Consider the following 25718-nt stretch of genomic DNA (forward strand, 5'->3'; position numbering starts at 1 on the left):
AGGCATGACGACTGACACACCCCTCCCCGCCCCCGGACGCGAGATCCGGACGCTCGACGTGCTCTCCCCCGAGCAGGCGGAAGCCGTATCCGATCTGCTCGCCGAGGCGGCCCGGTCCGACGGCCGGCAGGCCGTGTCGGAGCAGGGGCGGCTGCAGCTGCGGGGCGGGCGGCGCGAGGGGGTGCGGCATCTGCTGCTGAGCAGCGGCCCGGTCCTGGTCGGGTACGCGCAGCTGGAGGACACCGACCCCGTCGAGGCCCCGGCCGCCGAGCTGGTCGTGCATCCGGCGTACCGCGGGCAGGGCCATGGGCGGGCTCTGGGCGCGGCGCTGCTCGCCACGACCGGGAAGCGGCTGCGGGTGTGGGCGCACGGCGGGAAGTCCGCGGCGCGGCATCTCTCGCAGGTCCTCGGCCTCTCGCTCTTCCGCGAACTGCGCCAGCTGCGCCGCCCGTTGAGCCCGCTGGGCATCGGCGAGCCCACGCTGCCGCCGGGCGTCACCGTCCGCACCTTCGTGCCCGGTGAGGACGACGCCGCCTGGCTCGCGGTGAACCGTGCCGCCTTCGCCCACCACCCGGAGCAGGGTTCGCTGACCCAGCGCGACCTGGACGACCGCAAGGCGGAGCCGTGGTTCGACCCGAAGGGGTTCTTCCTGGCCGAGCGCGACGGCGAGCTGATCGGCTTCCACTGGACGAAGACGCACGCCGAGGAGCAGCTCGGTGAGGTGTACGTCGTCGGCATCCTGCCCGACGCGCAGGGCGGCGGACTCGGCAAGGCGCTCACCGCGATCGGGCTGCGCCATCTGGCCGCCCAGGGGCTGCCGACCGCGATGCTCTACGTGGACGCGGACAACAAGGCGGCGCTGGCCGTCTACGAGCGGATGGGCTTCGTGACGCACGAGGTGGACCTGATGTACCGCACGGAGTCCTGAAGCAGGGGCCGGAACAGGCACAACTCCCCCGGGGGCGGCGTCGCTTGACGCCGCCCCCGCTTTACGCCACCCTTTCACTACTCAATTAGTGAAAGGGGTGAACATGGCAGAGTCCGCAGCGGTCGAGTACCGCATCGACCGGCGCAGCGGCGTCGCCACGTATCTCCAGATCGTCCAGCAGACCAAACAGGCTCTCCGCCTCGGCCTGCTGGAGCCCGGCGACCGGCTGCCCACCGCGCGCGAGGTCGTCGAAGCCACCGCCATCAACCCGAACACCGTGCTCAAGGCCTACCGGGAGCTGGAGCGCGAGGGTCTCGTCGAGGCCCGGCGCGGGCTCGGCACCTTCGTCACCCGGACCCTCGGCGGCGCGGCGGCCGCCGACGACGCACCGCTGCGCGCCGAACTCGCCGACTGGGCCCGCCGGGCCCGCTCGGCCGGGCTGGAGAAGGACGACGTGAGCGCGCTCTTCACCGCCGTACTGGACAGGACTTTCGAGGGGGATCAAGCCGGATGACAGGCGCTGCGATCGAGGCCACCGGCCTCGGCATGAAGTACCGGGGCAGGGGCAGGGGCTGGGCGCTGCGCGACTGCTCCTTCCGGTTGCCCGCCGGGCGGGTGTGCGCCCTCGTCGGGCCCAACGGCGCGGGCAAGTCCACCCTGCTCGCCCTCGCGGCCGGCTTCCTGCGGCCGTCGGAGGGGGCGGTACGGGTGCTGGGTGCATCCCCCGGCCAAGCGCGTGCCCGGACGGCCTTCGTGGCCCAGGACAAGCCGCTGTACCCGCAGTTGACGGTGGCCGCGACGCTCTGGGCCGGCGCCGAGCTGAACCCCGCCACCTGGGACCAGGACACCGCCGAGCGCATCGCCGGGGAGCTCCCGCGCGACGCCGGGGTCCGTGACCTCTCCGGCGGCCAGCGCACCCGGCTCGCCCTGGCCCTCGCACTCGGCAAGCGGCCCGAACTGCTGCTGCTGGACGAGCCGATGGCCGACCTCGACCCGCTCGCCCGCCACCAGCTGATGGGCGCCCTGATGGCGGAGGCCGCCGAGCACGCCACCACCATCGTGATGTCCTCGCACATCCTCACCGAGCTGGAGGGCGCCTGCGACTACCTCCTGCTCGTCGACGGCGGCCGGGTCCGCCTCGGCGGCGGGACGGAGGACATCCTCGCCGCGCACACCCTGCTCACCGGTCCGGTACGGGACACCGCACCGCACACCGTCGTCGAGTCCCGCACCGCGGGACGGCTGCAGACCACACTCGTACGGAGGCAGGGCCCCGTGGACACCACCGTCTGGGAGGCCGCCGAGCCTTCGCTGGAGGAGCTGCTGCTGGCGCACCTCCGGTCACCGGAAGCGCCCGCCCTGCTGACGCCCGGCGCGGAGGCCGGCCGGGAGGTGAGCGCCGCATGAGCGCAATCGCCCTGCGCGGCCCGGAACGGGTCGTCCTCGCCCAGCACCGATGGGCCCTGTGGGTCATGGGAGTGCTTCCCGTCCTGGCCCTCGCCGCCCTTACCGGCACCTGGCTGTGGACCGAGCACGTCGTGGACGCCTTCGCCTCGACCGGCTGCTCGGTCGTGCACACGACGCCCGACTGCGGTGACACGGTCGAGACGTACCTGAACCGTCGGCTGTGGATGCAGGACGTCCTCAGCTGGTCGGGCCTGCTGATGTTGGTCCTCCCCGCCTTCGTCGGGATCTTCGTGGCGGGCCCGGTGATCGCCCGCGAGCTGGAGAGCGGCACGTACCAGCTCGCGTGGACACAGTCCGTGACACCCGCCCGCTGGCTCGCCGCCAAACTCGCCGTGCCCACCGTCGTGACGCTGGTCTCCGTCTCCGTACTGTCGGCCGCCTGCACCTGGGCCCAGGGCCGGGCCGACAGGGCGCACCAAGGACAGGAATGGCACGAGCGCACCGTGTACGGCTCGATGGGCACCGTCCCCATCGGCTACGCCCTGTGCATGCTGGCCCTCGGCGCACTCGTCGGCCTGGTGCTGCGACGGACCCTCACGGCGATGGTCGTGACGGTGATCGGGTACGGCGCCCTGGTGGCGGCCTTCAACTCCGTGCGCAACAACCTGTGGCCGACCCTGACGGACACGTTCAAGCAGGGGAGCGACTACCGGTTCCCCGACGGGGCGATCGATGTCGGGACGGGCTGGCTGACCCACTCCGGCCGTCGGCTGCCCCATGACGCGTGCCTGGAGTGGGCCCCCGGCTTCAAGCAGTGCCTGGCCGAGAAGAACATCGACCTCCGCTACTTCGACTACCACCCCGCCTCGCACTTCTGGCCCCTCCAGCTCGTCGAGACCGGCATCCTGCTCGCCCTGGCCGCCCTCGCCGTCGCACTCGCCTTCCGGGTGCTGCGCCGCCGTCACGGCTGACGTCGCCGCGTTCCGGGCCCTCCCGGGGGCCCGGAAACGGTTCATATGACCAATCCGCGCACGGCACACCGCTTCCTGCACGTCATGTCGCCGTTACCAGCCATTCAGAAGCGCTTGCGACCCTCTCGAAATGCAGCCAGCTGTGCCGACCCCCCGCAACGGGAGAAATCCCGGCGGAGACCGCACGAACGACGTCAACCGTGCGTTCCCCGCGATCTCCGCACCCTCCGGCGCGCCCCGGGAGCCATCCGCGCGGAACAATAGGGCCATGAGCCAGCAGCCCAGCTCCGAGGTACCGGTCCAGTCCACCGTGCAGCCGTCGGTCGGCTCCCTCGCCGCACACCGGCCGCACGCCGTCGCCGCGTCCAACGGCGCCGCACTGTCGACCGCGGCCGATCTGGATCCCGATATCGACGCCGACGTCGACGCGTACGAACCCGATGTCGACGGCGACGAGCTGCCCCAGGGCCGCTTCCTGGACCGCGAGCGCAGTTGGCTCGCGTTCAACGAACGAGTGCTCGAACTGGCCGAGGACCCGGCTACCCCCCTACTCGAACGGGCTAATTTCCTCGCCATCTTCGCCTCCAACCTGGACGAGTTCTTCATGGTCCGGGTGGCCGGTCTGAAGCGCCGTATCGCCACCGGCGTCGCCACCCGTTCCGCCTCCGGACTCCAGCCCCGCGAGGTCCTGGACCTGATCTGGACCCGCTCGCGCGAACTCATGGCCCGGCACGCCGCCTGCTACCAGCAGGACGTCGCCCCCGCCCTGTCCGACGAGGGCATCCAGCTGATCCGCTGGCCCGAGCTGACCGAGAAGGAACAGGCCCGCCTGTTCACCTTCTTCCGGCAGCGCGTCTTCCCCGTGCTGACCCCCCTCGCCGTCGACCCGGCGCACCCCTTCCCGTACATCTCGGGGCTCTCGCTCAACCTCGCCGTCGTCGTACGCAACCCGGTCAGCGGCCACCGTCACTTCGCCCGGGTCAAGGTGCCGCCGCTGCTGACCCGCTTCCTGGAGGCCTCGCCGCAGCGGTACGTGCCCATAGAGGACGTCATCGCCGCCCACCTCGAAGAGCTCTTCCCGGGCATGGAGGTCCTCGCCCACCACATGTTCCGGGTCACCAGGAACGAGGACCTGGAGGTCGAGGAGGACGACGCCGAGAACCTCCTCAAGGCCCTGGAGAAGGAGCTCATGCGGCGCCGCTTCGGCCCGCCGGTCCGCCTGGAGGTCGAGGAGTCCATCGACCCGTACGTGCTGGACCTGCTGGTGCGCGAGCTGAAGGTGTCCGACGCCGAGGTCTACCCGCTGCCCGGCCCGCTCGACCTCACCGGGCTCTTCGGCATAGCGTCGCTGGACCGGCCCGAGCTGAAGTTCCCCAAGTTCATCGCCGGTACCCACCGCGATCTCGCCGAGGTCGAATCCGCCTCCGCGCCCGACATCTTCGCCGCGCTGCGCGAACGCGACGTGCTCCTGCACCACCCGTACGACTCGTTCTCCACCTCCGTACAGGCCTTCCTGGAGCAGGCCGCCGCCGACCCCGACGTCCTCGCCATCAAGCAGACCCTGTACCGGACTTCGGGCGAATCCCCGATAGTGGAAGCCCTGGTCGACGCCGCCGAGTCCGGCAAGCAGGTCCTGGTGCTCGTGGAGATCAAGGCCCGCTTCGACGAGCAGGCCAACATCAAGTGGGCGCGGAAGCTGGAGGAGTCGGGCTGCCATGTCGTCTACGGTCTCGTCGGCCTCAAGACCCACTGCAAGCTCTCGCTCGTCGTCCGGCAGGAGGGCGACGCCCTGCGCCGCTACTCCCACGTCGGCACCGGCAACTATCACCCCAAGACGGCCAGGCTCTACGAGGACCTCGGCCTGCTGACCGCGGACCCGCAGGTCGGCGCGGACCTGTCCGACCTCTTCAACCGGCTCTCCGGCTACTCCCGCCGCGAGACCTACCGCCGTCTCCTGGTCGCCCCGAAATCCCTGCGGGACGGGCTGATCGCCCGGATCAACAAGGAGATCACGCACCAGCGGGCCGGGCGGACCGCCTACGTCCGCATCAAGGTCAACTCGATGGTCGACGAGGCGGTCGTCGACGCCTGCTACCGGGCCGCGATGGCCGGCGTACCGGTGGACATCTGGGTACGCGGCATCTGCGCGATCCGCCCCGGGGTCGCCGGCCTCTCCGAGAACATCCGGGTCCGCTCGATCCTGGGCCGCTTCCTCGAACACTCCCGGGTCTTCGCCTTCGGCAACGGCGGCGAACCCGAGGTGTGGTTCGGCAGCGCCGACATGATGCACCGCAATCTCGACCGCCGGATCGAAGCACTGGTCCGGGTCACCGATCCCGCCCACCGCGCCGCACTCAGCCGTCTCCTGGAGACCGGCATGGCCGACACCACCTCCTCCTGGCACCTCGGTCCCGACGGGAACTGGACCCGGCACGCCACGGACGCGGACGGCCAGCCGCTGCGGCACGTACAGGAAATGCTCATTGACGCCCGGAGGCGCCGGCGTGCGACGCCATGACCACCAGACGACGCAGGCGGACCTTACGGCAGGCGCGGTACTCGCGCCCTACCTTCAGGAACAGGCCGCCGAATTCCTCCGCAGCCTGCGCCTGCACCGCGAGAACAGCGCCCCCACGGACGCCGGAACCCACAAGGCCGAGGAGGCCGCCGGCGCGCTGCGCCGCTCCTCGCGCCGGATCAGCGGCACGCTGCACACCTTCCGGGCGGCGCTGGACGCCACCTGGGCCGAGCAGCTCCGTACCGAACTGGCCTGGCTCTCCGGCACCCTGGCCAGGGAACACGCCTACGCGACCCGGCTGAACCGGCTCCTCGAAGCGCTGCACGCCCTGTCCGGCACCTCGCTGCCCACCGCCCGCAACGGGGCCGGCTCCGACAGCGCCGCCGCCAAGGAACGCGCCGCCCTCGGCGTCGGAGCGGCCCGCGCCGGAGCGCTCCTCGAACGGCAGCTGACCCTCGCCCGGACCCGCGCCCACTCCGCGGCGCTCCAGGCGCTCGGCTCCTCCCGCTTCCACGCGGTGGCCGACGCCGTCGCACTGCTCGCCTCGGAGGTCCCGCTCGCCCCCTCGGCCGCGGCCCCGGCCGAGGAGATGCTGCACGGGCCCGCCGACCGGGCCGAACAGCAGCTGCTCGGCGCGGTGGCGGCGCTTCCGTCCGCCCAGGCGGTCGAGCCGTACAACGAGGCACAGGACGCGCCCTGGCACCGGACCCGGCTGCTGCTCCGGCTGCACCGGTACGCCCACGAGGTGGTGCGGGGCGCCCCCGATCCGGTCCTGGCCGCGCCGGGCCACGCGCTGGATCTGCACCGGGACGCCTCGGAGGCGGCCGCGGCGGCGGCATCGGCGGCCCGCACCCCCCGCATCGCACCCGCGACCGCGTACGCCCTGGGGGTGCTCCACGCCGACCAGCGCCATGAGGTGGAGGCGGCCCGCGGCGTGTTCCGGACGAGCTGGCCGTACACCGCCGCGGCCGTGATCGCACCATGAGCGGGGCGGTGGGCGCCCGCGGCGCCAAGCGCACCGTGAACGGGCCGGTGCTCGCCGCGGGGTGCGTGCTGTGGCGCCGGCCGGAATCCGGCGGGCTGGAGATCTGCCTGGTCCACCGACCCCGTTACGACGACTGGTCGCATCCCAAGGGCAAGCTGAAGCGCGGCGAGCCCGCGCTGGACGCCGCCCGGCGCGAGGTCCTGGAGGAGACCGGCCACCACTGTGTCCCCGGCGCCCCGCTCCCCACGGTCCGCTATCTCGCGAACGGCCGCCCCAAGGAGGTCGCCTACTGGGCGGCCGAGGCGACCGGCGGCTGCTTCGTGCCCAACGCCGAGGTGGACCGGGTGAGCTGGCTCTCCCCGGCGGCGGCCCGCACCCGCCTCACCCAGGACCGTGACCGGGACCTGCTGGACGCCCTGCTCGCGATCCTGCCGAGCGCCTGACCGGGAGCCAGAACCGCACCGTCCTGCACGGTTCACCTTCCGTTCACTCTCCCCCGTAGGCCGCTTCACCTGTTCTGCCTAACTTCGGCAGTACACGGTGCGCGGCGCTACGCCGGAGCACCCACCACATCGCACGCCGTCGTAGAACGAAAAGACCTCGGCGGCTCCTGGAAGGAACACCCGAAAAGTGAAGCTTCAGCGCAAGAACCGGCTTCGTGCCACCGCGCTCGGTGCCCTCGCCGTCTCCGGCGCCCTGGTCCTCACGGCGTGCGGTTCGGACGACAACAGCGGCGGCTCCACCGGCGGCAACGGCGGGAAGACGAGCGCGGCGTCGAACATCAAGTGCGACGACGCCAAGGGCCAGCTGCTCGCCTCCGGCTCCAGCGCGCAGAAGAACGCCATGGACCTCTGGGTCAAGAACTACATGGCCGGCTGCTCGGGCGTCGAGGTCAACTACAAGTCGTCCTCCTCCGGTGACGGCATCATCGCCTTCAACCAGGGCACGGTCGGCTTCGCCGGTTCCGACTCGGCGCTGAAGCCCGAAGAGGTCGCCGAGTCGAAGAAGGTCTGCAAGGGCGGCCAGGGCATCAACCTCCCGATGGTCGGCGGCCCGATCGCCATCGGCTTCCACCTGGAAGGTGTCGACAGCCTCACGCTGGACCCCGCCACCCTCGCCAAGATCTTCGACGGCAAGATCAAGAAGTGGAACGACCCGGCGATCGCCAAGCTCAACAGCGGCGCGAAGCTCCCGGACAAGGCCATCCAGGCCTTCCACCGCTCCGACGACTCCGGCACCACCCAGAACCTCGGCAGGTACCTGGGCGCAGCCGCCCCGAGCGACTGGAAGTACGAGGCCGAGAAGAAGTGGCTGGCCCCCGGTGGCCAGGCCGCGTCCAGCTCCGCCGATGTCGCCGCCCAGGTGAAGCAGGTCGACGGCGCGATCGGCTACTTCGAGCTCAGCTACGCCACCTCGCAGTCGATCTCCACCGTCGACATCAACACCGGTGGCGCCACCCCGGTCAAGGCCACCCCGGAGAACGCCTCCAAGGCCATCGCCGCCGCCAAGATCAAGGGCACCGGCAAGGACCTGGCGCTGGAGCTCGACTACACGACCAAGGCCGAGGGTGCCTACCCGATCGTCCTGGTGACGTACGAGGTCGTCTGCGACAAGGGCAACAAGGCCGAGACCCTTCCCACGGTCAAGTCCTTCCTGAACTACACCGCCGGTGACGAGGGCCAGAAGCTCCTCATCGACGCCGGCTACGCGCCGATCCCGACCGAGATCAACGCCAAGGTCCGCGAGACCATCGGCTCCCTCTCGTAACCGGGACGCGCAAGCACCACCAGTAACACCTTCAGCAACACCAGCAACATCCGGCAGACCGGTCCGGTGCACCCCTCCGGACCGGTCCGCCACCACCCATCCGGTGCACCGCCGCCAGGGGAGCCAGACCGCTCCCCCACACAGACCGGAAAGACCATGGCTTCCACCACACCGATAGAAACGCCGCCGGTACCGCCGGTGGCGCGCAAGCGCGCCGGGACCAAGTCCGGGCGCGTGGGCGACAAGGTCTTCCTGGGCCTCTCCAGGGGCTCGGGCATCCTGCTGCTCGTGATCATGGCGTCGATCGCCGTGTTCCTGACCTACCGCGCCTCGCTCGCCGTGTCCAAGGACGAAGGCAACTTCCTCACCACCCTGGACTGGAACCCGGCCGGCGACCCGCCGGTCTTCGGCATCGCGGTCCTCCTCTTCGGCACGATCGTCAGCTCGGTCATCGCGATGGCCATCGCCGTTCCGGTCGCTGTCGGTATCGCCCTGTTCATCTCGCACTACGCGCCGCGCAAGCTGGCCGCGCCCCTCGCGTACGTCGTCGACCTGCTCGCCGCAGTGCCGAGCATCGTGTACGGCATCTGGGGCGCCCTCGTCCTGGTCCCGTACCTGGAGGGCACGAACCTCTGGCTCGACCAGTTCTTCGGCTGGACGTACATCTTCGAGAAGACCGAGGTCGGCGTCGCCCGCTCGCTCTTCACCGTCGGCATCCTGCTCGCGATCATGATCCTGCCGATCGTGACCAGCGTCAGCCGCGAAGTCTTCCTCCAGGTCCCGAGGATGAACGAGGAAGCCGCCCTCGCCCTGGGCGCCACCCGCTGGGAGGTCATCCGCCTCTCGGTGATCCCCTTCGGCCGCTCCGGCGTGATCTCCGCCTCGATGCTGGGCCTGGGCCGTGCGCTCGGCGAGACGATGGCCGTCGCCACGGTCCTGTCGCCGAGCTTCCTCATCTCCGGCCATCTGCTCAACCCGGGCGGCGGCACCTTCGCCCAGAACATCGCCGCGAAGTTCGGCGAGGCCGACGAGCTCGGGCGCGACGCCCTGATCGCCTCCGGCCTCGTGCTCTTCGTCCTCACTCTGCTGGTCAACGGCGCGGCCCGGCTGATCATCGCCCGCCGCAAGGAATACTCGGGGGCCAACGCATGAGCCAGGCAGCCAACACCGGCATACAGGAGCGCCCCGCCCCGACGGCGTCCGCCCGCCCGACCAGCCTGAGCAGCCGGGCACTCCCCCGCTGGGCCCCGTTCGCCTTCGCAGCCGCCGCAATCGTGCTGGGCGTGGGCACCGGCATGGCGGCGGGCTGGCAGAGCCGCACCCAGTGGGGGCTGTTCTCCGCCCTCCTCTTCGTCGTCATCTCGTACGTCACGACCTCGGTCGTCGAGAACCGGCGCCAGGCCAAGGACCGGCTCGCCACCAGCGTCGTCTGGGTCTGCTTCCTGCTGGCCGTCGTGCCGCTCGCCTCGCTGCTGTGGACGACGATCAGCCGCGGCGCGGAGCGCCTGGACGGGTACTTCCTGACCCACTCGATGGCCGGCGTGCTCGGCACCGAGGCGACCGGCGGTGTCTACCACGCACTGATCGGAACGCTGGAGCAGGTCGGCATCGCCACCGTGATCTCCGCCCCGATCGGCATGCTGACCGCCGTCTACCTGGTGGAGTACGGCAAGGGCGCCCTGGCCAAGGCCGTGACCTTCTTCGTCGACGTCATGACGGGCATCCCGTCCATCGTCGCGGGTCTCTTCATCCTGTCGATCATGCTGATGACGAAGACCCAGCCGTCCGGTCTGATGGGTGCGCTGGCGCTCACGATCCTGATGATCCCGGTCGTGGTCCGCTCCACCGAGGAGATGCTCAAGCTCGTCCCGAACGAGCTCCGCGAGGCATCGCTGGCCCTCGGCGTCCCGAAGTGGCGCACGATCCTGAAGGTGGTCCTGCCGACCGCGATCGGCGGCATCACCACCGGTGTGATGCTCGCAATCGCCCGGATCGCCGGTGAGACCGCGCCGATCATGCTGCTGGTCTTCGGCAGCCAGCTGATCAACACCAACCCGTTCCAGGGCGCACAGTCCTCGCTCCCCTTGTACATCTGGGAGCAGTACAGGGTCGGCACCGACCAGTCGTACGACCGTGCCTGGGCCGCCGCGCTGGTCCTGATCGCCTTCGTCATGATCCTCAACCTGGTGGCCCGCGGCATCGCCCGCTGGAAGGCCCCGAAGACCGGCCGCTGACCGCGGCACGAAAGAAGCAGTGATTCAGATGGCCAAGCGCATCGACGTCAGCGGCCTGTCCGCCTACTACGGCTCCCACCTCGCCATCGAGGACATCTCGATGACCGTGGAGCCCCGCTCCGTGACCGCCTTCATCGGCCCGTCCGGCTGCGGCAAGTCCACCTTCCTGCGCACCCTGAACCGCATGCACGAGGTCACCCCCGGTGGCCGCGTCGAGGGCAAGGTGCTGCTGGACGACGAGAACCTGTACGGGGCGAACGTCGACCCGGTCACCGTGCGCCGCACGGTCGGCATGGTCTTCCAGCGCCCGAACCCGTTCCCGACCATGTCGATCTTCGACAACGTCGCCGCGGGCCTCAGGCTGAACGGCTCGTACAAGAAGAGCCAGCTGCCCGACATCGTCGAGAAGTCCCTGCGCGGCGCCAACCTCTGGAACGAGGTCAAGGACCGGCTGAACAAGCCCGGCTCCGGTCTCTCCGGTGGTCAGCAGCAGCGCCTGTGCATCGCCCGCGCAATCGCGGTCGAGCCGGAGGTGCTGCTGATGGACGAGCCGTGCTCCGCCCTGGACCCGATCTCCACCCTCGCCATCGAGGACCTGATCGGCGAGCTGAAGGAGCGCTTCACGATCGTCATCGTGACGCACAACATGCAGCAGGCGGCCCGTGTCTCGGACCGCACGGCGTTCTTCAACCTCGCGGCGGTCGGCAAGCCTGGCAAGCTCGTGGAGATCGACGAGACGGAACGCATCTTCTCCAACCCGTCCGTCCAGGCCACCGAGGACTACATCTCGGGCCGCTTCGGATAGCACCGGCCCCGGGCCTGTCCGACCCCGATCCGCCGGACGGGCCCTCGCCCCCAAGACGGCCTTGAGGTGCTGCATGGCGGTGCCACCGCAAGGCGAAGGGGCCGCCCCCGCTCCCCGCAGAGGGAGTGGGGGCGGCCCCGTTTCCGTACCGCCGTGATCATGGCCGGCCGTCAGCCGAAGAGCAGAACCACGACTCCGTAGCTCGCGGCGGCGACCAGTCCCGCGGCCGGCATCGTGATGAACCAGCCGAGGATGATGTTCTTGGCGACACCCCACCGCACGGCGTTCACCCGCTTCGTGGCGCCCACACCCATGATCGCCGAGGTGATCACATGCGTCGTGGAGATCGGCGCGTGGAACAGGAACGCCGAGCCGAACATGATCGACGCGCCCGTCGTCTCCGCCGCGAACCCCTGCGGCGGGTCCAGCTCGATGATCTTCCGGCCGAGCGTCCGCATGATGCGCCAGCCACCCGCGTACGTACCCAGCGAGAGCATCAGGGCGCAGACCAGCTTCACCCAGACCGGGATCGGGTCGCTCGGGCTCTCGACGTCGGCGATGACCAGCGCCATCACCACGATGCCCATCGTCTTCTGCGCGTCCTGCAGACCGTGGCCGAGCGCCATGCCCGCGGCCGAGACCGTCTGCGCTATCCGGAAGCCGCGCTTGGCCTTGTGCGGGTTGGACTTCCGGAACATCCACATGATCGCGACCATCACCAGATAGCCGACGACCAGGCCGATGACCGGCGAGACGAACATCGGGATGACGACCTTGTCGAGCACCCCGTCCCAGTGCACCATCGTCCCGCCGGCGAGCGCCGCGCCGACCATGCCGCCGAACAAGGCGTGCGAGGACGAGGAGGGCAGCCCGAAGTACCAGGTGACGAGGTTCCAGATGATCGCGCCGACGAGCGCGGCGAAGAGGATGCCCATCCCCTTGTGGCCCTCGGGCGTCGCGATCAGACCCTCACTGACGGTCTTGGCGACACCGCTGCCCAGGAACGCACCCGCGAGATTCATCACCGCGGCCATCGCCAGCGCCGCGCGGGGCGTGAGTGCGCGGGTGGAGACGGAGGTGGCGATGGCGTTCGCCGAGTCGTGGAAGCCGTTCGTATACGTGAAGCCGAGCGCGACACCGATGGTCACGATCAGCGCAAAGGTGTCCACGTGGTTCAGGACTCCTTGACCGCGATGGTCTCCACCGTGTTGGCGACGTGCTCGAACGCGTCGGCAGCCTCTTCCAGCACGTCCACGATCTGCTTGAGCTTCAGCACCTCTATGGCGTCGTACTTGCCGTTGAAGAGATGGGCGAGCAGTTTGCGGTGGATCTGGTCGGCCTGGTTCTCCAGACGGTTGACCTCGATCCAGTACTCGGTGAGATTGTCCATGGTCCGCAGCCCCGGCATCGCCTCGGCGGTCAGCTCGGCCGCCCGTGCCAGCACCTCGACCTGCTGGGCGACGCCCTTGGGGAGTTCTTCGACCTGATAGAGCACGACCAGGTCGACGGCCTCCTCCATGAAGTCCATGATGTCGTCGAGCGACGACGCGAGGTTGTAAATGTCCTCGCGGTCGAACGGCGTAATGAAAGAGGAGTTCAGCTGGTGGAAGATCGCGTGGGTGGCATCGTCCCCCGCGTGCTCCGCTGCCCGCATGCGCTCCGCGATCTCGACTCGGGAGGCAGAGTCCGCCCCGAGCAGTTCCATCAGGAGTTTCGAGCCCGTGACGATGTTGTCCGCGGATGCGGAGAACATGTCGTAGAAGCTCGTCTCCCTGGGGGTCAGACGAAAGCGCACGTGGGGTCCTCGGGGTGCTTTGGATTCGGTCAGGCTGATGCTAGGCGCATCATCCGGCCACGGCTAACCGGCGTTCTTCAGTGTCGCGCATCAGGCACAGTGATCAGCACGGGCCCCCGGTCACGTTTCAGCTGAATTCGTTAAGATATACCCACCAGGGGTATATAGACGGCAGGGTAAAGGGAAAACGGGAGGAAGTAATGACCACCACCGAGACCGCCGGGACCACCGCCGAGACGGAATCCACCGTCACCGATCACGACCGCGGCATACACGGTTATCACCATCAGAAGGCCGAACACCTCAAGCGGCTGCGCCGGATCGAGGGCCAGATCCGCGGTCTCCAGCGCATGGTCGACGAGGACGTCTACTGCATCGACATACTGACCCAGGTATCGGCGTCCACGAAGGCGCTCCAGTCCTTCGCCCTCCAGCTGCTGGAGGAGCACCTGCGGCACTGCGTCGCGGACGCGGCGGTCAAGGGCGGCGAGGAGATCGACGCCAAGGTCGAGGAGGCCACGAAGGCCATCGCCCGGCTGCTCCGCACCTGATGACGGGGGTCCTCGGGCCCGCGGGCCGCGCTCACCCCCGGTGGTCGCCCTGCCGGGGGACGGTGGTCCGCTCGGTGATCACCCGGACATCGAGCACCTCGTCGATACGGTCCGCACTGAGCCGTTCCCCGATCGCGGCCGACGCGGCGATCATCAGCTCACCGCAGAGCTCGATCTCGGCGAGGGCCACATGGTCGGATACGGTCCGCGTGCTGAGCGTCACCACGTCACTCACCTCTCACTGCCGTCGCCGGCTTCCTAGCGTAGGGAGCGCACCACGGGCCGCGCATGGCACGGACGGACCATTTCGTCACCGCCGGCATGCCTATGCCTCCGCCCGTACCCGTCCGCCCCTCGGCTATCGCTGTCGGATCTGCCCCGTATAGATGTCGCGGCCCTCCGGAAGCCGTACGGAGACCGGCACCCCGAAGCCGAACAGCAAGGTGGTCGACACCACCTCCACCGCCGGCCCCTCGTTGGCGAAGCTGAACCGGTGGCGCACCTTGCGCAGCCGCCCCTGCTCGTCGAGGTACGCGTCGAACGGCACCGTGTCCGTGCTGAACCCTTTCGCTGCCGCCGCCAGCGCCCCGCCCGATCCCGGCGCGGCCTCGCGAGCGGCCAGCCCGATGTCCGCCGTCCCCCGGTAGTGCCGCACGGGGACCCCGGCGAGCACGGTCTTCCCCACATACGTCACCTGCCGCGCCCCGCGCAGCAGTTCGGCGGCGGCCATCGGATCGGTCACCCCGCCGGTGACGAGATTGCCGTCCTCCAGGGTCGTCGTGTCGACCCTGACCCATTTGTCCGCGGGCACTCCGGCGCCGCGGTTCATCATGTAGAGCGCGCCGGGGGCCAGCAGTTCGGTGATGGGACGGTGCTCGTCCTCACCGGCCGCGTCCTTGGGCAGCACAACCATGAACCGGCCCTTCCGGCTGCGGAAGTCGTACGTGCCCCGGCCCCTGATGGTCACCCGCGTCCCGCCCGCCGCGGTCTCCATCGACGTACGCACCTCGGCGGTCCCGGCGGTGTCCCCGGGAGCGGGGGCGGCCCCGGCCACCGCCACCGTTCCGGTCCCGCTCACCGTCCCCGCCAGCACCGCGGCCGCGCGGTGGACCACGTCGAGGGCGTCGGCCCCGCCCCGCTCGTCGGCCACGGCCCGGTCACCGCCGCCACCGCTGCCCGAACATCCGGCGGTCGCCGCCATCACGCCCACCACGGCAAGGGCGCAGACAGCGCGCGCCCCGCCTCCGGACCTGTGCTGCCGCACCACCATCGCCTGCCAACCCCCAACGCCGTAACGCCTGCCCGAGAGGCCCATCCGTTCCGGATAACGACGCCCCGTGTCCCCCGTCACGCCGCCCCCGTCGGCCACACCGCCGGGTGGCCGTGCCCAGTACCGTGGACGGGTGTATGACCAACGCCCCGACGAGGTCCCGCCGACCGCCCCCGCCCCCGGGTCCGCCGGGCACGAACCCACGACCGTGGAACGCGGCTCCTTCTGCACCGCACGCTGCGCCTGTGGGTGGTTCGGACCGGCCCGCCGCTCCAGAGACCGGGCGCGTACGGACGCCGCGGAGCACCGCGCGGCACCCTGACTCCTCCCCCGGTACGTCCGCCGCCCCCGACTTCTCCGGCTGATCCCCCCGCACCCGGCCTCCGCCCCCACCGTCCGGCCCTTGAGCGCCAAGACTCGGAGATCCGATGAACCTGCCACCCCCGCCCGCCCGGCGCACCCTGCTCACCGCGGGCGCCGCGGCAGTGCTCACCGGCGTCACCACCACCGCCTGCAGCGGCACTTCAGGCACTTCCGGCACCTCGGGAAGCACGGGGGGCACAGGGGGCACAGGGGGCACGGCGGGCACGGCGGGCACCGGAAGCATGGGAAGCGCTCCCGCCTCACCGGCGTCATCGGCCCCGCCGAAGCCCTCCCCCGCCGGACCGGCGGACTGGTCGGCCCTGGCCAAGAGCCTCGACGGCAGCGTCGTACGGCCCCAGGACGCCTCCTATCCGACCGCCCATCAGCTCTACAACACCCGCTTCGACGGCCTGAAACCCGCAGCGGTCGCCTACGTCCGGCACGAGGCGGACATCCGCGAATGCCTGTCCTTCGCCCGCCGCACGGCCACCCCGGTGTCCATCCGCAGCGGCGGACACTCGTACGCGGGCTGGTCGAGCGGGAACGGCCGCCTGGTCCTTGACGTCTCGTCACTGTCCCGCGTCGGGGCGAACGGCACGATCGGCGCGGGCGCCAAACTCATCGACGTCTACCAGGGCCTCGCCCGCAGCGGCCTGACGATCCCCGGCGGCTCCTGCCCCACCGTCGGCATCTCCGGCCTCACCCTCGGCGGCGGCCACGGCGTCGCCTCCCGCGCGTACGGCCTGACCTGCGACAGCCTGACCGCGGCGACCATCGTCACGGCCGACGGCAAGACCCTCACCGTCGACGCCAAGCGCCACCCGGACCTCTTCTGGGCGCTGCGCGGTGCGGGCAACGGCAACTTCGGCGTGGTCACCGAGCTGACGTTCCGCACCCGCCCGGCCCCGCAGACCGTCACCGCGTACATGTCGTGGCCGTGGTCACGCGCCCGGTCCGTCGTCTCGGCCTGGCAGGAGTGGGGCCCGTCCCAGCCCGACGAGATCTGGTCCTCCGCGCACCTCGCCGCCGGCCCCGGGGGCGGCAACCCGACCGTTTCGGTCGCCGCGTTCAGCCTGGGTACGTACGGCGACCTGCAGAACGCCGTCGACCGCCTCGCCGACCGGATCGGCGCCCCGGCCTCCTCCGTCTCGCTGCGCCGCCGCAGCTACCAGGAGTCGATGCTCGTGTACGCGGGCTGCTCGGGCATCACCGACGCGCAGTGCCATCTGCCGGGGACGACGCCCGGCCGCACCACCCAGGGCACGCTCCAGCGCGAGACGTACGCCGCGGCGTCCGACTTCTACGACCGCTCCCTGTCCCCGGCGGGCGTGCAGGCCCTGCTCGACCGGACCGAAGCCTTCACCCGGATCCCGGTGACGCGGGGCGGCGGTGGCGGCTCCATCGCACTCACGGCGCTCGGCGGGGCGATCAACCGGGTCTCCCCGCAGTCGACGGCCTTCGTCCACCGCGGCTCTCGCGTGCTCGCCCAGTACATCGGTTCCTGGAACCCCGGCACGGCGGGCGGCGCCCAACAGGACTGGCTGAAAAACACTCATGCGGCGATGCGCCGGCACGCTTCCGGAGCGGCGTACCAGAACTACACCGACCCGACGCTGACCGACTGGCGCCGGGCCTACTACGGCTCGGCGGCCGACCGCCTCACCGATCTGAAGAAGCAGTACGACCCGGAGCGCCTCTTCGCCTTCCCGCAGTCGCTCTGACGGACGGTCGCGGGGCGGGGCCGAGCCGCGATCGGGGGGCGCGGGTGCCGTGCGATCGGGGGAGCGGGCCGCAAGCACCGCCCCGCACCCGCGCGGCCGGTCCTACGCGGCCAGGTCCTTCTCGCCGTCGCCGCCGCCCGTGCCCGGACGCGGCTCGGGGATTCCGAACGCCCCGGCCCGGCTCCCGGCCGCGGTCACCGGCTCCGGTCGGCGCGACCGTACGAGCCGGCCGAACCGCTCCGAACGCGAGACGGCCGCCGTCAACGGGGTCAGCAGCATCATCGCCAGCGGGGCGAGCAGCAGGGCGATCGCCGTGCCGAGCGCGAATCCGCCGATGACGTCGGTCGGGTAGTGGACACCCATGTAGATCCGGCAGAAACCCTCCACGAGGGCGAGGGTGATCGCGGCGATGCCGAACTTCCGGTTGGCCACGAAGATCCCGACGGCCAGTGCCATCGCCATCGTGGCGTGGTCGCTCACGAAGGAGAAGTCGTTCTTGCCCGCCACCAGGACGTCCAGCCCCTGGTGGTCCTTGAACGGGCGGGGCCGGTGCACGAATCCGCGGATCGGGATGTTGATCAGGAGCGCGATCCCGGCGGCGAGCGGTGCCCAGACGAGCCCGGAGACCGCCGTCACCGAGTCGTCGGCCGTGCCGTGCCGGCGCACGCTCCACCAGCACCACAGGACCACCAGGACCATGCCGAGCATGATTCCGTACTCACCGACGAACTCCATGACCCGGTCGAACCAGGTGGGAGCGGACTTCGCGAGTCCGTTGATGTCGTAGAGCAGGCTGACGTCGGGGTTCGACCCATCCAGTGCGAGTCCAGCCATCTGCTGCGGCCCCTTGCCTTGTCTGCTGCCGCGGGCACACCGGTGTGCACCGCTTTGACGAACCCCCGTGTCGGTTCGATCACTGCGTGGATCACTGCTGCTCAAGTCGGTGCCGCGCCGCATGGTCGATGCGCCGTCGTTCCGGTCCACCCAGGGAACGACGTCCCGTGTGTGTGCGTTCCGCTCTCCACCGAATGATCACCATGACGTTATCGAAGAGTGACTCATCGTCGCAGCTCAGGGCCCAGGCTTCACGGAGAGTTCCGGCCACCGCCGCCACCGCGTCATGCCGTCGGCAGGGCCGTCGGAAGAGCCGCCGCCCCGTCCTTGGTCACGCGCGTCGCGCCGAAGTAGTCGGGCGCGTCGATCTTGTCGAACCGGATCACGGCCCCGGTGTACGGAGCGTTGATCATGTACCCGCCGCCGACGTAGATCCCCACGTGATGGATGGCCCGCGAGTTGCCCAGGTCGTTCGAGAAGAACACCAGGTCGCCGGGGAGCAGCTCGTCCCGGGAGGGGTGCGGCCCGGCGTTGTACTGATCGTTCGCCACCCGGGGCAGCTCGATGTCCACGGTCCGGTACGCGGCCTGGGTCAGCCCCGAGCAGTCGAACCGCCCGTTCTGCTCGGGCGTGCCGTTGCCGCCCCAGAGATACGGCGTACCGAGCTTCTTCTGTGCGAAGTAGATCGCCCCGGCCGCCTGCTCCGAGGGCTGTACGCGGCCGACGGGCCTGGCGAAGCTCTTCTCCAGGGAGCGGATGATGGTGACGTAGTTCTGCGTCTCCGAAATGTTCGGAACCCCACCGGACCGGATCACCCGGTACGCGCCGGCGTTGTACGCGGCCAGCATGTTGTCCGTCTGATCCCCCGGCACCTTCTTCACGTAGCCGGCCAGTTCGCAGTCGTAGGAGGCGGCGGACGGAATCGCGTCGGCCGGATCCCATACGTCCCGGTCGCCGTCCTTGTCCCCGTCGATCCCGTGTCCGGCCCAGGTGCCCGGGATGAACTGGGCGATGCCCTGTGCGGCGGCGGGACTCTCGGCCCGGGGGTTCCAGCCGCTCTCCTGGTACAGCTGGGCGGCCAGCAGGGCCGGGTTGATGGCGGGGCAGAGGTTGCCCCACTTCTGCACCAGCGGCTGGTACTTCGCCGGCACGGCCCCCTTGGCCAGCGCAACGGCACCGCCGCCGGACCCGGCGAGTCCGGCCGCGGCGGAGTACGTACCGACGACGAGCAGCGCCACGAAGCACATGGCCATGCCGACACCGATGCCACCGACCACCCAGAATTTCCGCACCCCTCAACCATCCCCCATCGAGGACGCGTTCATGGCCGTTTTCGACGGTGTGTACGAGTCATGCGAGTCATCGGGGGTCACCGACCAGTCATTCCGGCGCACGGGATCACCGGTCCGGCGCACCGGACACCCGGCCCGGCGCACGGGGTGCACCGGCCGGATCGGCCGGTGCACCAAGTGTCCGTCAGGGTGCTGCGGCGGACCGAGTGTCCGTCAGGATGCTCCGGCGGACCAGTGGTCGGAGCGCACATTGGGGCTCGGGAGCGGGTAGACGCCCTTGTAGGCCGGCCCGTTCGGCTTGGACTCGGAGTCGGCGACCTTCGACTCCTTCACGCAGGGGCTGTCCGCCTCGAAGAAGGCCTGCCCCTTGGCGCGAACGCTCACGCTGATGCCGAATCCGTCCTTCGTCACCGCGTAGACCGCCGGGAACTCCGTGTCGTTGTTCTTCGCCTTGATGCGGTAGTCGCTCGTGCGCCAGAACTTCTCGACCTGGTCCAGGAAGCTCTGCCTGCGGTCCGCGGACACGATGGTCATGACGGTGCGCCTGCGCGTCACATCACAACTGCCCTTGGTCGTCGGGCCGTGGGCCCACTGCACCTCGGGGTCGATCTCCTTCAGCACGGCGTCGAGCATGCTGTCGGCCCGGTCGGCAGCCTCCTGCATGTCCATGCTGCTCCCCTTGGTGCCCGTGGTGCTCTTGGTGGCCGTGGTGCTCGTGTTCGCACCCGACTGCGCATTCTCGCTGCCGCAGGCGGACAACGTGAAGCCGACAGCCAGAGCCACCGCAATGATCTGGAACCTTCGACTCATCGCTGTTCCTCCATCTTGAGCCGGTCGGAGTGTCCCGACACGATAAGAGCGATGCTGTCGGCGGACATGGCGTCCCGTACCGGATTGAAGTAGTTCGAGTGTGCATCGAAGCTCAGACCGTCACCGCTGACCAGTGGCTGGCCGGGGGCCACCGGGAACCGCGTGGCGCCGAAGGCCTTGCTCGCCGGGTCCTTGCCGAACCAGAGGTCGTCGTCGCCCGGGTCGGCCAGGTCGCCTGCGGCGTACGCACCGGCCGGACCGCCCAGGACCATTCCGATCGCCCCCACGACGACCTGCGTCTTGGAGGGGAGCTTGGTCACCGGGTCGTTGGCCGCGGCGCCGACGAAGACGTGTCCGGCGCCGACTCCGAGGTCCACGGCACGGTCCACGCCCACTCCGGGGCTGCCGACCAGGATGATGTCGTCCACCCCCGGAATCCCGCCGAGGTGCTTGGCCGCGGCGCCGACGGTGCGGGAACCGTAGGAGTGCCCGATGGCCGTGATGTGCGGGTCCTTGTTATGGTTGGTGGCCGAGATGCCGCTCATGAAGTCGTTGTACGCCACGCCGCCCTTCTCCGCCCGGCCGGTGCCCGCGACCGCCAGGCTCGACAGCCCGTCCGGCGTCTGCGGCGCGTCGTATCCGAGCCAGACGATCGCCGCGCTGGAAGGGTCGTAGCCCTGGGCGCCGATCGCCGTGTCACGGGCGCGCTTGAGGTCGTTCTTCGCGAATTCCTCGTCGAGGGATGTGTTCAGTCCCGGCACGTAGGCCGACACGTTCTTCGAGGTGTCGGGGTTCCCGTACGAGACGATCGCCCGGCCGTTGCCCTCGTCGCTGATGCCGATGAGGTACATCGGGGGCTGACTGCCCTCCTTCAGCTGCCGGTCGATCTCCCGCAGCCCGGCCAGCTTCTCCTTCGACGCCTTGTCGCTCTGGCCCTCCAGCTTCGAGATCAGATCCGGCAGGTTCCGGCGGTTGGCCGTGTCCCGGTCCGCCACCGGAATCCCGTCCAGGCCGCCGATCTGGTCCGGGGAGAGCTCCAGGTACCGATCGCGCTGCTGCTGCGTCAGCCCGTTCCACCAGGCCTCGCGGCCGGCCGGGCTGGAGCCGCGCGGGATGCGGTCGTTGAGGTACTGCCGCTCACCGTCCCGTACCGCCGACTCGACGCGCGTACCGGACCCGGGCAGCCCGGTGAGCGCGCCGCCCCCGCCGGAACCCTTGGCCACGTCCCAGGCAGCGGCCACGTACTGGCCCTTGTCCCACTTGCCGCCGGCCTTGTTCGCGACCTGTGCGTACTGGTCGACGACGCCCTTGGCGGTGTCGCCGGGGTGCGCGATCGTGTCGATGGCCCCGGTGACGTCGCCCAGCAGCCCGTCGTCGCCCACGATGCCGGTGAAGAAGTTGCCGTCCGAGCCGCCCTTGGTGCCCGGGACCGGGGTTTGTCTACCCGCGTTGACCCCTGTAGAAGAACCGCCGGTTCCATCCGAACCACCGGCCCCACTGGTCCCATCGGAACCGCCGGCACCACCGGCACCACCGGCACCACCCGCGGCTCCGGCCCCACCGGCCCCGCTGCCGCCGGAGCCACTGCCACCGGAGCCGCTGCCGCGGGTCGAGTCCGACCCGCCGGAGCCCGTCCCACCGGTCACGGTCGCGCCTTCGGACCCGGCACCGGAACTGGTGCCGTCACCGCTGCCGTTCCCGTTCCCGTTGCCGTTCCCGTTGCTCCCGCCGCCGGCGACGGCACCGGGGGGCGGGCAGGCACTGCCGGTCAGCTGGCAGATGGCGTTCCGGAGCTGGCCGGACACCTGCCCGCCGATCCCCGTGGCCACGAGCCCGCCGATGAGGGCCACGACCACGAGGATCATGCCCAGGTACTCCATCGCGGTCTGACCGTTGTCGCGACGCGACTTGATCAACCGCACGATGCTGAACGGCCGGTGCTCGACGCGCTCTTCGGGGGCGAGCCGGAACCATGCGCGCGACCGGGGCCGGCACAGCAGGACGAGGACGACGACGGGCATCACCAGCTGCGTCACGCCCCGGCCGTTGTCCGCGTCGTTCAGCGTCGCCAGCGCACCGAGCGTGAGCCAGGCGTGCACGGCCAGGAGCCCGCGCCAGACCCAGACGCCACCACTGCGCAGGTACAGCGACAGCCCGAACCCGATGATGCCGGGCAGCGCCGCGTACAGCACCATGCCCAGCAGCCGACCGTCCACCGCATCGACGGACGAGGCCACGAGCAGTACGTCGAACGTCCCCACGACCGTGAGGACGAAGAGCAATCGGACGAGAATCAGTACCGCCTGCAAGGGGCGTGACAATGGCTGCCTGCCCGGAGGGACCTCGGCGGTGCTCACGTCAGCACCACCCGGTACCGCTAGTTCTCGTATGCCAGACACGGCGAGTCTCCCCAGCTTTGTGAGTGGGCGCAGCGACAGTTCCCCCCGGTATCCGTATGCGACCACAACAACGCAGGGCCCGGCATGGGCCCCAGGGCCCAATGCCGGACTCAATGTTCGGGCACCCGCCCAGCCCTCCCCTTTCCCCCACCGACCGTGCCGTTACGGGCTATTGGGGGCGATGACGGGCCGTCAGAGAGCTCCGGCGGACCAGAAGTCCGAGTGGACGTTGGGGGCGGGCACAAGATCCCCCGTGAACGTCCGGCCGTTGGCCTGGGTCTGCGGGGGACGGACCTGCGCCATGAGGAAGCAGGGAGTGGTCACGCTGACGTGGAATCGCCCCTTGTAGCCCACGGACAGGCTCATTCGAAATCCCGCAGGGCTTCGCGCATAGATCGCAGGCATGGCTTTGTCGCGGTCCACGCTGGTAATGGTGTACCCGCTCTTCTTCCAAGCTCGCTCGATCACCCCGAGCAAGCTTCCTCGCCTAGCCTCAGAAACAATGGTCATCACCGCAGCACGACGCGTTACCGCCCCTGTCTCCCGACCGCTGATGGTGTACGAATCACACCCGCTCTCCGACGACACGTCGTGAACCCAATCCAATGTTGGCTGCACCGACGAAAGCGTATCCAGAACAATTGCGTCCGCCTTCTCGGCAGCAGCCTGCAAGCTCTCCCTGCTCATTCCGCTCCTGTCATTCGCGTCCCGATCAGCTCTACATCCGGGAACCCCGCCAATCAACACCGCCGCCACAGCGCAACGGACCCACAACTTCACCGATACTCCTGGGTCGAGACTCTTCCCCCATGCCCAGCAACAACTTTCGCAACGTTGCGGGCTGATTCTTCATCTTTCTCAGGGTCGAAATAATTGGAGTGCGCATCCGCGGGGCCCCCGTCGATGAAAGGGCGGGGCCCGTCGTCGACCCTGATGCGCTGAGCACCGAATTCCGCTCGGGCAGGGTCAGTTCCGTAGTAGATCTGGCTCTCGCGGGTGCCTGCGTCTCCGAGCAGGTAGCCCATGCCGGCCCCGACGACGCCAGCCGCCACGCCGGTCTCCGGACGGCTCTGGCTGCCGAACCCTGTCTTGAATCCCTCAACCGCCCCCAGTGCCTCGACATGGTTGGGCAGCTTCGTGACGGGATCATTTTCCGCAGAGCCCACATACACGTGCCCCTTCCCCACCTTCAGATCGTCGGCAGTCTCAGCCCCCGTCCCTGGACTACCCAACAAAACGATGTCGTCCACACCTGGAATGCCACCCTCACTCTGAGCAGCGACACCTACCGTCAAGGAGCCGTAAGAGTGACCGATCGCCGTCATGTGAGGATCGGGGTTTCCATTCGTGACACTCAGGCCGTCCATGAATTGGCTGTAGGCCGGTGCCCCGATTCGAGCATCTCGATCACTCATCACAGCCAGATTTTCTTGGATCTTCTCTGCAGGAAGCTGAGGCGGATCGTAACCGAGCCATACGATCGAGGCACTTGAAGGGTCCATCCCCCTCGCCCCGATGGCTGTACTTCGAGCTCGCTCAATATCGTTGTGCGCGAAGCTCTCGTCCAGCGACGTGCCAAGCCCTGGAACGTATGCAGCCACATTGCGCGATGAGTCCGGATCTCCGAACGAGACAATTGCCCGCCCGCGACCCTCATCACTGATCCCCAGCAAGTACATGGGTGGCGCCCCAGGCTCAGGGGCGTCCCGCAGCTGCCGATCGATCTCCCGCAGCGCCGCCAGCTGTGTCTCCGACTTCGCGTCGTCCCGCCCCTCCAACTTGCCCATCAGCAGCTGGATGTTGTCCCGGTTCGCCGCATCCCGTACCAAGGCCGGAATGCCGTCCAAGTTGCCGATCTGGTCCGGGTACACCGCGAGGTACTCCTCGCGCTGTTCGTCCGTCAGGCCGGACCACCAGGCCTTGCGTTCGGCCGGTGACGCGTCGCGCGGGATCGCGTCCTTCAGGTAGCCGCGCGCCGCGTCCCGTACCGCTGCCGCGTCGCCCGCCGCGTCCTGCCATGTCGAGTCCGGAACCTTCAGGCCCTCCTCGGCCTTCAGCTTCCGCAGGATCCGGGCGTACCGCCAGTCGATCTCGGCCGCCGTCCGCACCGCCTTCGCCACCCGGTCCGCGATGTCCTGCGCCTTCGCCACGTTCGGGTTGGGGGCCACCAGGGGCGAAGGCGCATGCAGTCCGGGCGCCGCGCCCCCGACCACCGCCGTGCCGCCCGGCAGGGGCTTGCCGTCGATCAGGCCCTCGCCCGCCGCCGGGTACGTCACCGAACCGTCCGCGTGCACGGTGAGCTTCAGGTTCTCCGCGTCGTCCAGCGCCTCCCGCAATGCCCGCTGCTGGGCGCGCAGTTCATGGGCCATGCTGTTCAGCGTCGTACGGAGCAGACCGCACTCCGTGTAGACGTAACTCAGGTTCCGGCTCATCTGCCGCAGCCGCCCGACCGCCGCCCTCGCCGCCTCGCCGTGCTGCGTGTCGCGCAACCCGTTGAGCAACTGCGTCTCGATGCGGTCCCGGCCCGCGTCGGCGCGGTTGCTCGCCTTGCCCCACCCGTCGGCCGCGCCCTCCAGCTCGCCGCACTTCAGGTCCCGTAACTGGGCCCAGGTCAGGCTCATCGCGCCCCGTCCCGGCCCACCGACGCCACGGGCGCGAAGGCGGACTTCACGGTCTCGTTCGTCTCGCCCTGGGCCCGCGCGACAGCGCGAAGTTTCCCGGCCAGTGCCCGGCACTCCCCGCGCGCCGCCTCGAACCTCCGCGTCCACGACTCCCGTACGGCACCCAGTTCCGCCAGCGCGGTCAGTCCGCCGGTCCCGGCGAGAAGGCCCTCGTGCGCGGTCTCCAGTTCCGACTTCACCGGGCCGAGGTGCGTACACATCCCTTCCGCACCACCGGCTGCCCGCAGCCACACACCGTCGCTGTGCTTCAGTACGTCCCCGCCACCACCCGCCAGATCGCTCAGCCGCTGACGGCCGCCCGGCTGTCCCGTCACTGCCACTCCGCCCACCCCGTCCCCGTTCCTTGATCGCGAAGCGGCACTGTGCCAAATCCGGTGGCGGCGACAC

25 protein-coding genes are annotated in these 25718 nt (G+C 69.8%); 14 read left to right on the plus strand and 11 right to left on the minus strand.

Annotated elements, in window-relative coordinates; translation table 11 throughout:
* The first annotated feature begins 4 nt into the window (after window positions 1–4).
* The 11 genes from mshD to pstB all read left to right on the plus strand — a co-directional run bounded on the left by mshD (window position 5) and on the right by pstB (window position 11615).
* Window positions 5–928 (plus strand): mycothiol synthase, encoded by a 924-nt coding sequence (gene mshD / locus ACFV8T_RS35425; RefSeq protein WP_385335599.1) that lies wholly within the window; start codon window positions 5–7, stop codon window positions 926–928.
* Between the two features lie 103 nt (window positions 929–1031).
* Window positions 1032–1442, plus strand: a complete 411-nt coding sequence (locus tag ACFV8T_RS35430) for a GntR family transcriptional regulator (RefSeq protein WP_385335601.1) — start codon at window positions 1032–1034, stop codon at window positions 1440–1442.
* Entirely contained in the window at window positions 1439–2335 is an 897-nt protein-coding gene (locus ACFV8T_RS35435) for an ABC transporter ATP-binding protein (protein WP_385335603.1), read from the plus strand. The genes ACFV8T_RS35430 and ACFV8T_RS35435 overlap by 4 nt, the downstream gene beginning before the upstream one ends.
* Complete coding sequence (locus ACFV8T_RS35440; RefSeq protein ID WP_385335605.1) at window positions 2332–3306, plus strand: hypothetical protein; 975 nt, start codon at window positions 2332–2334, stop codon at window positions 3304–3306. Before ACFV8T_RS35435 ends, ACFV8T_RS35440 begins: the two co-directional genes overlap by 4 nt.
* A 268-nt stretch (window positions 3307–3574) precedes the next feature.
* Window positions 3575–5824 (plus strand): RNA degradosome polyphosphate kinase, encoded by a 2250-nt coding sequence (locus ACFV8T_RS35445; protein WP_385335607.1) that lies wholly within the window; start codon window positions 3575–3577, stop codon window positions 5822–5824.
* Window positions 5811–6809, plus strand: coding sequence for a CHAD domain-containing protein (locus ACFV8T_RS35450; RefSeq protein ID WP_385335609.1), 999 nt, complete (start codon window positions 5811–5813; stop codon window positions 6807–6809). The genes ACFV8T_RS35445 and ACFV8T_RS35450 overlap by 14 nt, the downstream gene beginning before the upstream one ends.
* A gap of 35 nt (window positions 6810–6844) precedes the next feature.
* On the plus strand, window positions 6845–7252 hold the full coding sequence (locus ACFV8T_RS35455) for an NUDIX hydrolase (protein WP_385335679.1): 408 nt from the start codon (window positions 6845–6847) through the stop codon (window positions 7250–7252).
* A 187-nt stretch (window positions 7253–7439) separates the two neighbouring features.
* Entirely contained in the window at window positions 7440–8576 is a 1137-nt protein-coding gene (gene pstS, locus ACFV8T_RS35460; RefSeq protein WP_385335611.1) for a phosphate ABC transporter substrate-binding protein PstS, read from the plus strand.
* Between the two features lie 156 nt (window positions 8577–8732).
* The gene (pstC, locus tag ACFV8T_RS35465) at window positions 8733–9728 is read left to right on the plus strand and encodes a phosphate ABC transporter permease subunit PstC (protein ID WP_385335613.1); all 996 of its coding nucleotides are present in this window, start codon (window positions 8733–8735) and stop codon (window positions 9726–9728) included.
* Entirely contained in the window at window positions 9725–10810 is a 1086-nt protein-coding gene (gene pstA / locus ACFV8T_RS35470; RefSeq protein WP_385335615.1) for a phosphate ABC transporter permease PstA, read from the plus strand. The genes pstC and pstA overlap by 4 nt, the downstream gene beginning before the upstream one ends.
* A gap of 28 nt (window positions 10811–10838) precedes the next feature.
* Window positions 10839–11615 (plus strand): phosphate ABC transporter ATP-binding protein PstB, encoded by a 777-nt coding sequence (pstB, locus tag ACFV8T_RS35475; protein WP_385335617.1) that lies wholly within the window; start codon window positions 10839–10841, stop codon window positions 11613–11615.
* Between the two features lie 170 nt (window positions 11616–11785).
* Here pstB and ACFV8T_RS35480 read toward each other — a convergent pair whose 3' ends face one another.
* Window positions 11786–12784: an anion permease gene (locus tag ACFV8T_RS35480; RefSeq protein WP_383217046.1), complete on the minus strand. Its 999-nt coding sequence runs from the start codon at window positions 12782–12784 to the stop codon at window positions 11786–11788.
* Between the two features lie 5 nt (window positions 12785–12789).
* Window positions 12790–13410 carry a DUF47 domain-containing protein gene (locus ACFV8T_RS35485; protein WP_266416320.1) on the minus strand — a complete coding sequence of 207 codons (621 nt, stop codon included), beginning with the start codon at window positions 13408–13410 and terminating at the stop codon, window positions 12790–12792.
* Between the two features lie 200 nt (window positions 13411–13610).
* Between ACFV8T_RS35485 and ACFV8T_RS35490 the strand changes: the two genes are divergently transcribed.
* Window positions 13611–13961 (plus strand): metal-sensitive transcriptional regulator, encoded by a 351-nt coding sequence (locus tag ACFV8T_RS35490; RefSeq protein WP_329814405.1) that lies wholly within the window; start codon window positions 13611–13613, stop codon window positions 13959–13961.
* Between the two features lie 31 nt (window positions 13962–13992).
* On the opposite strand, the gene ACFV8T_RS35495 is transcribed toward ACFV8T_RS35490, so the two are convergent.
* Window positions 13993–14187, minus strand: a complete 195-nt coding sequence (locus ACFV8T_RS35495; RefSeq protein WP_385335620.1) for a hypothetical protein — start codon at window positions 14185–14187, stop codon at window positions 13993–13995.
* A 132-nt stretch (window positions 14188–14319) separates the two neighbouring features.
* On the minus strand, window positions 14320–15231 hold the full coding sequence (locus ACFV8T_RS35500) for a hypothetical protein (RefSeq protein WP_385335621.1): 912 nt from the start codon (window positions 15229–15231) through the stop codon (window positions 14320–14322).
* Between the two features lie 133 nt (window positions 15232–15364).
* Here ACFV8T_RS35500 and ACFV8T_RS35505 point away from each other — a divergent pair, with 133 nt between their 5' ends.
* Window positions 15365–15553 (plus strand): hypothetical protein, encoded by a 189-nt coding sequence (locus ACFV8T_RS35505; RefSeq protein WP_385335623.1) that lies wholly within the window; start codon window positions 15365–15367, stop codon window positions 15551–15553.
* Window positions 15554–15659: 106 nt separating this feature from the next.
* Window positions 15660–17315, plus strand: a complete 1656-nt coding sequence (locus ACFV8T_RS35510; protein WP_385335625.1) for an FAD-binding oxidoreductase — start codon at window positions 15660–15662, stop codon at window positions 17313–17315.
* Window positions 17316–17417: 102 nt separating this feature from the next.
* Here the strand turns inward: ACFV8T_RS35510 and ACFV8T_RS35515 are convergent, their stop codons facing one another.
* The 7 genes from ACFV8T_RS35515 to ACFV8T_RS35545 form a co-directional block, all read right to left on the minus strand.
* Entirely contained in the window at window positions 17418–18149 is a 732-nt protein-coding gene (locus ACFV8T_RS35515) for a phosphatase PAP2 family protein (protein WP_385335627.1), read from the minus strand.
* Between the two features lie 284 nt (window positions 18150–18433).
* Window positions 18434–19396: an NlpC/P60 family protein gene (locus tag ACFV8T_RS35520; protein WP_385335681.1), complete on the minus strand. Its 963-nt coding sequence runs from the start codon at window positions 19394–19396 to the stop codon at window positions 18434–18436.
* Between the two features lie 258 nt (window positions 19397–19654).
* Entirely contained in the window at window positions 19655–20251 is a 597-nt protein-coding gene (locus ACFV8T_RS35525) for a hypothetical protein (protein WP_266416332.1), read from the minus strand.
* Complete coding sequence (locus tag ACFV8T_RS35530) at window positions 20248–22572, minus strand: alpha/beta hydrolase (RefSeq protein WP_385335683.1); 2325 nt, start codon at window positions 22570–22572, stop codon at window positions 20248–20250. Before ACFV8T_RS35530 ends, ACFV8T_RS35525 begins: the two co-directional genes overlap by 4 nt.
* Window positions 22573–22842: 270 nt before the next feature.
* Window positions 22843–23337 (minus strand): hypothetical protein, encoded by a 495-nt coding sequence (locus tag ACFV8T_RS35535; protein WP_385335629.1) that lies wholly within the window; start codon window positions 23335–23337, stop codon window positions 22843–22845.
* An 89-nt stretch (window positions 23338–23426) separates the two neighbouring features.
* The gene (locus ACFV8T_RS35540; RefSeq protein ID WP_385335631.1) at window positions 23427–25271 is read right to left on the minus strand and encodes an alpha/beta hydrolase; all 1845 of its coding nucleotides are present in this window, start codon (window positions 25269–25271) and stop codon (window positions 23427–23429) included.
* The gene (locus tag ACFV8T_RS35545; RefSeq protein WP_385335633.1) at window positions 25268–25645 is read right to left on the minus strand and encodes a hypothetical protein; all 378 of its coding nucleotides are present in this window, start codon (window positions 25643–25645) and stop codon (window positions 25268–25270) included. The genes ACFV8T_RS35540 and ACFV8T_RS35545 overlap by 4 nt, the downstream gene beginning before the upstream one ends.
* Window positions 25646–25718 lie beyond the last annotated feature (73 nt).

The organism is Streptomyces sp. NPDC059832 (genome assembly GCF_042731715.1).
In the GTDB taxonomy this organism is placed as follows: Bacteria; Actinomycetota; Actinomycetes; order Streptomycetales; family Streptomycetaceae; genus Streptomyces.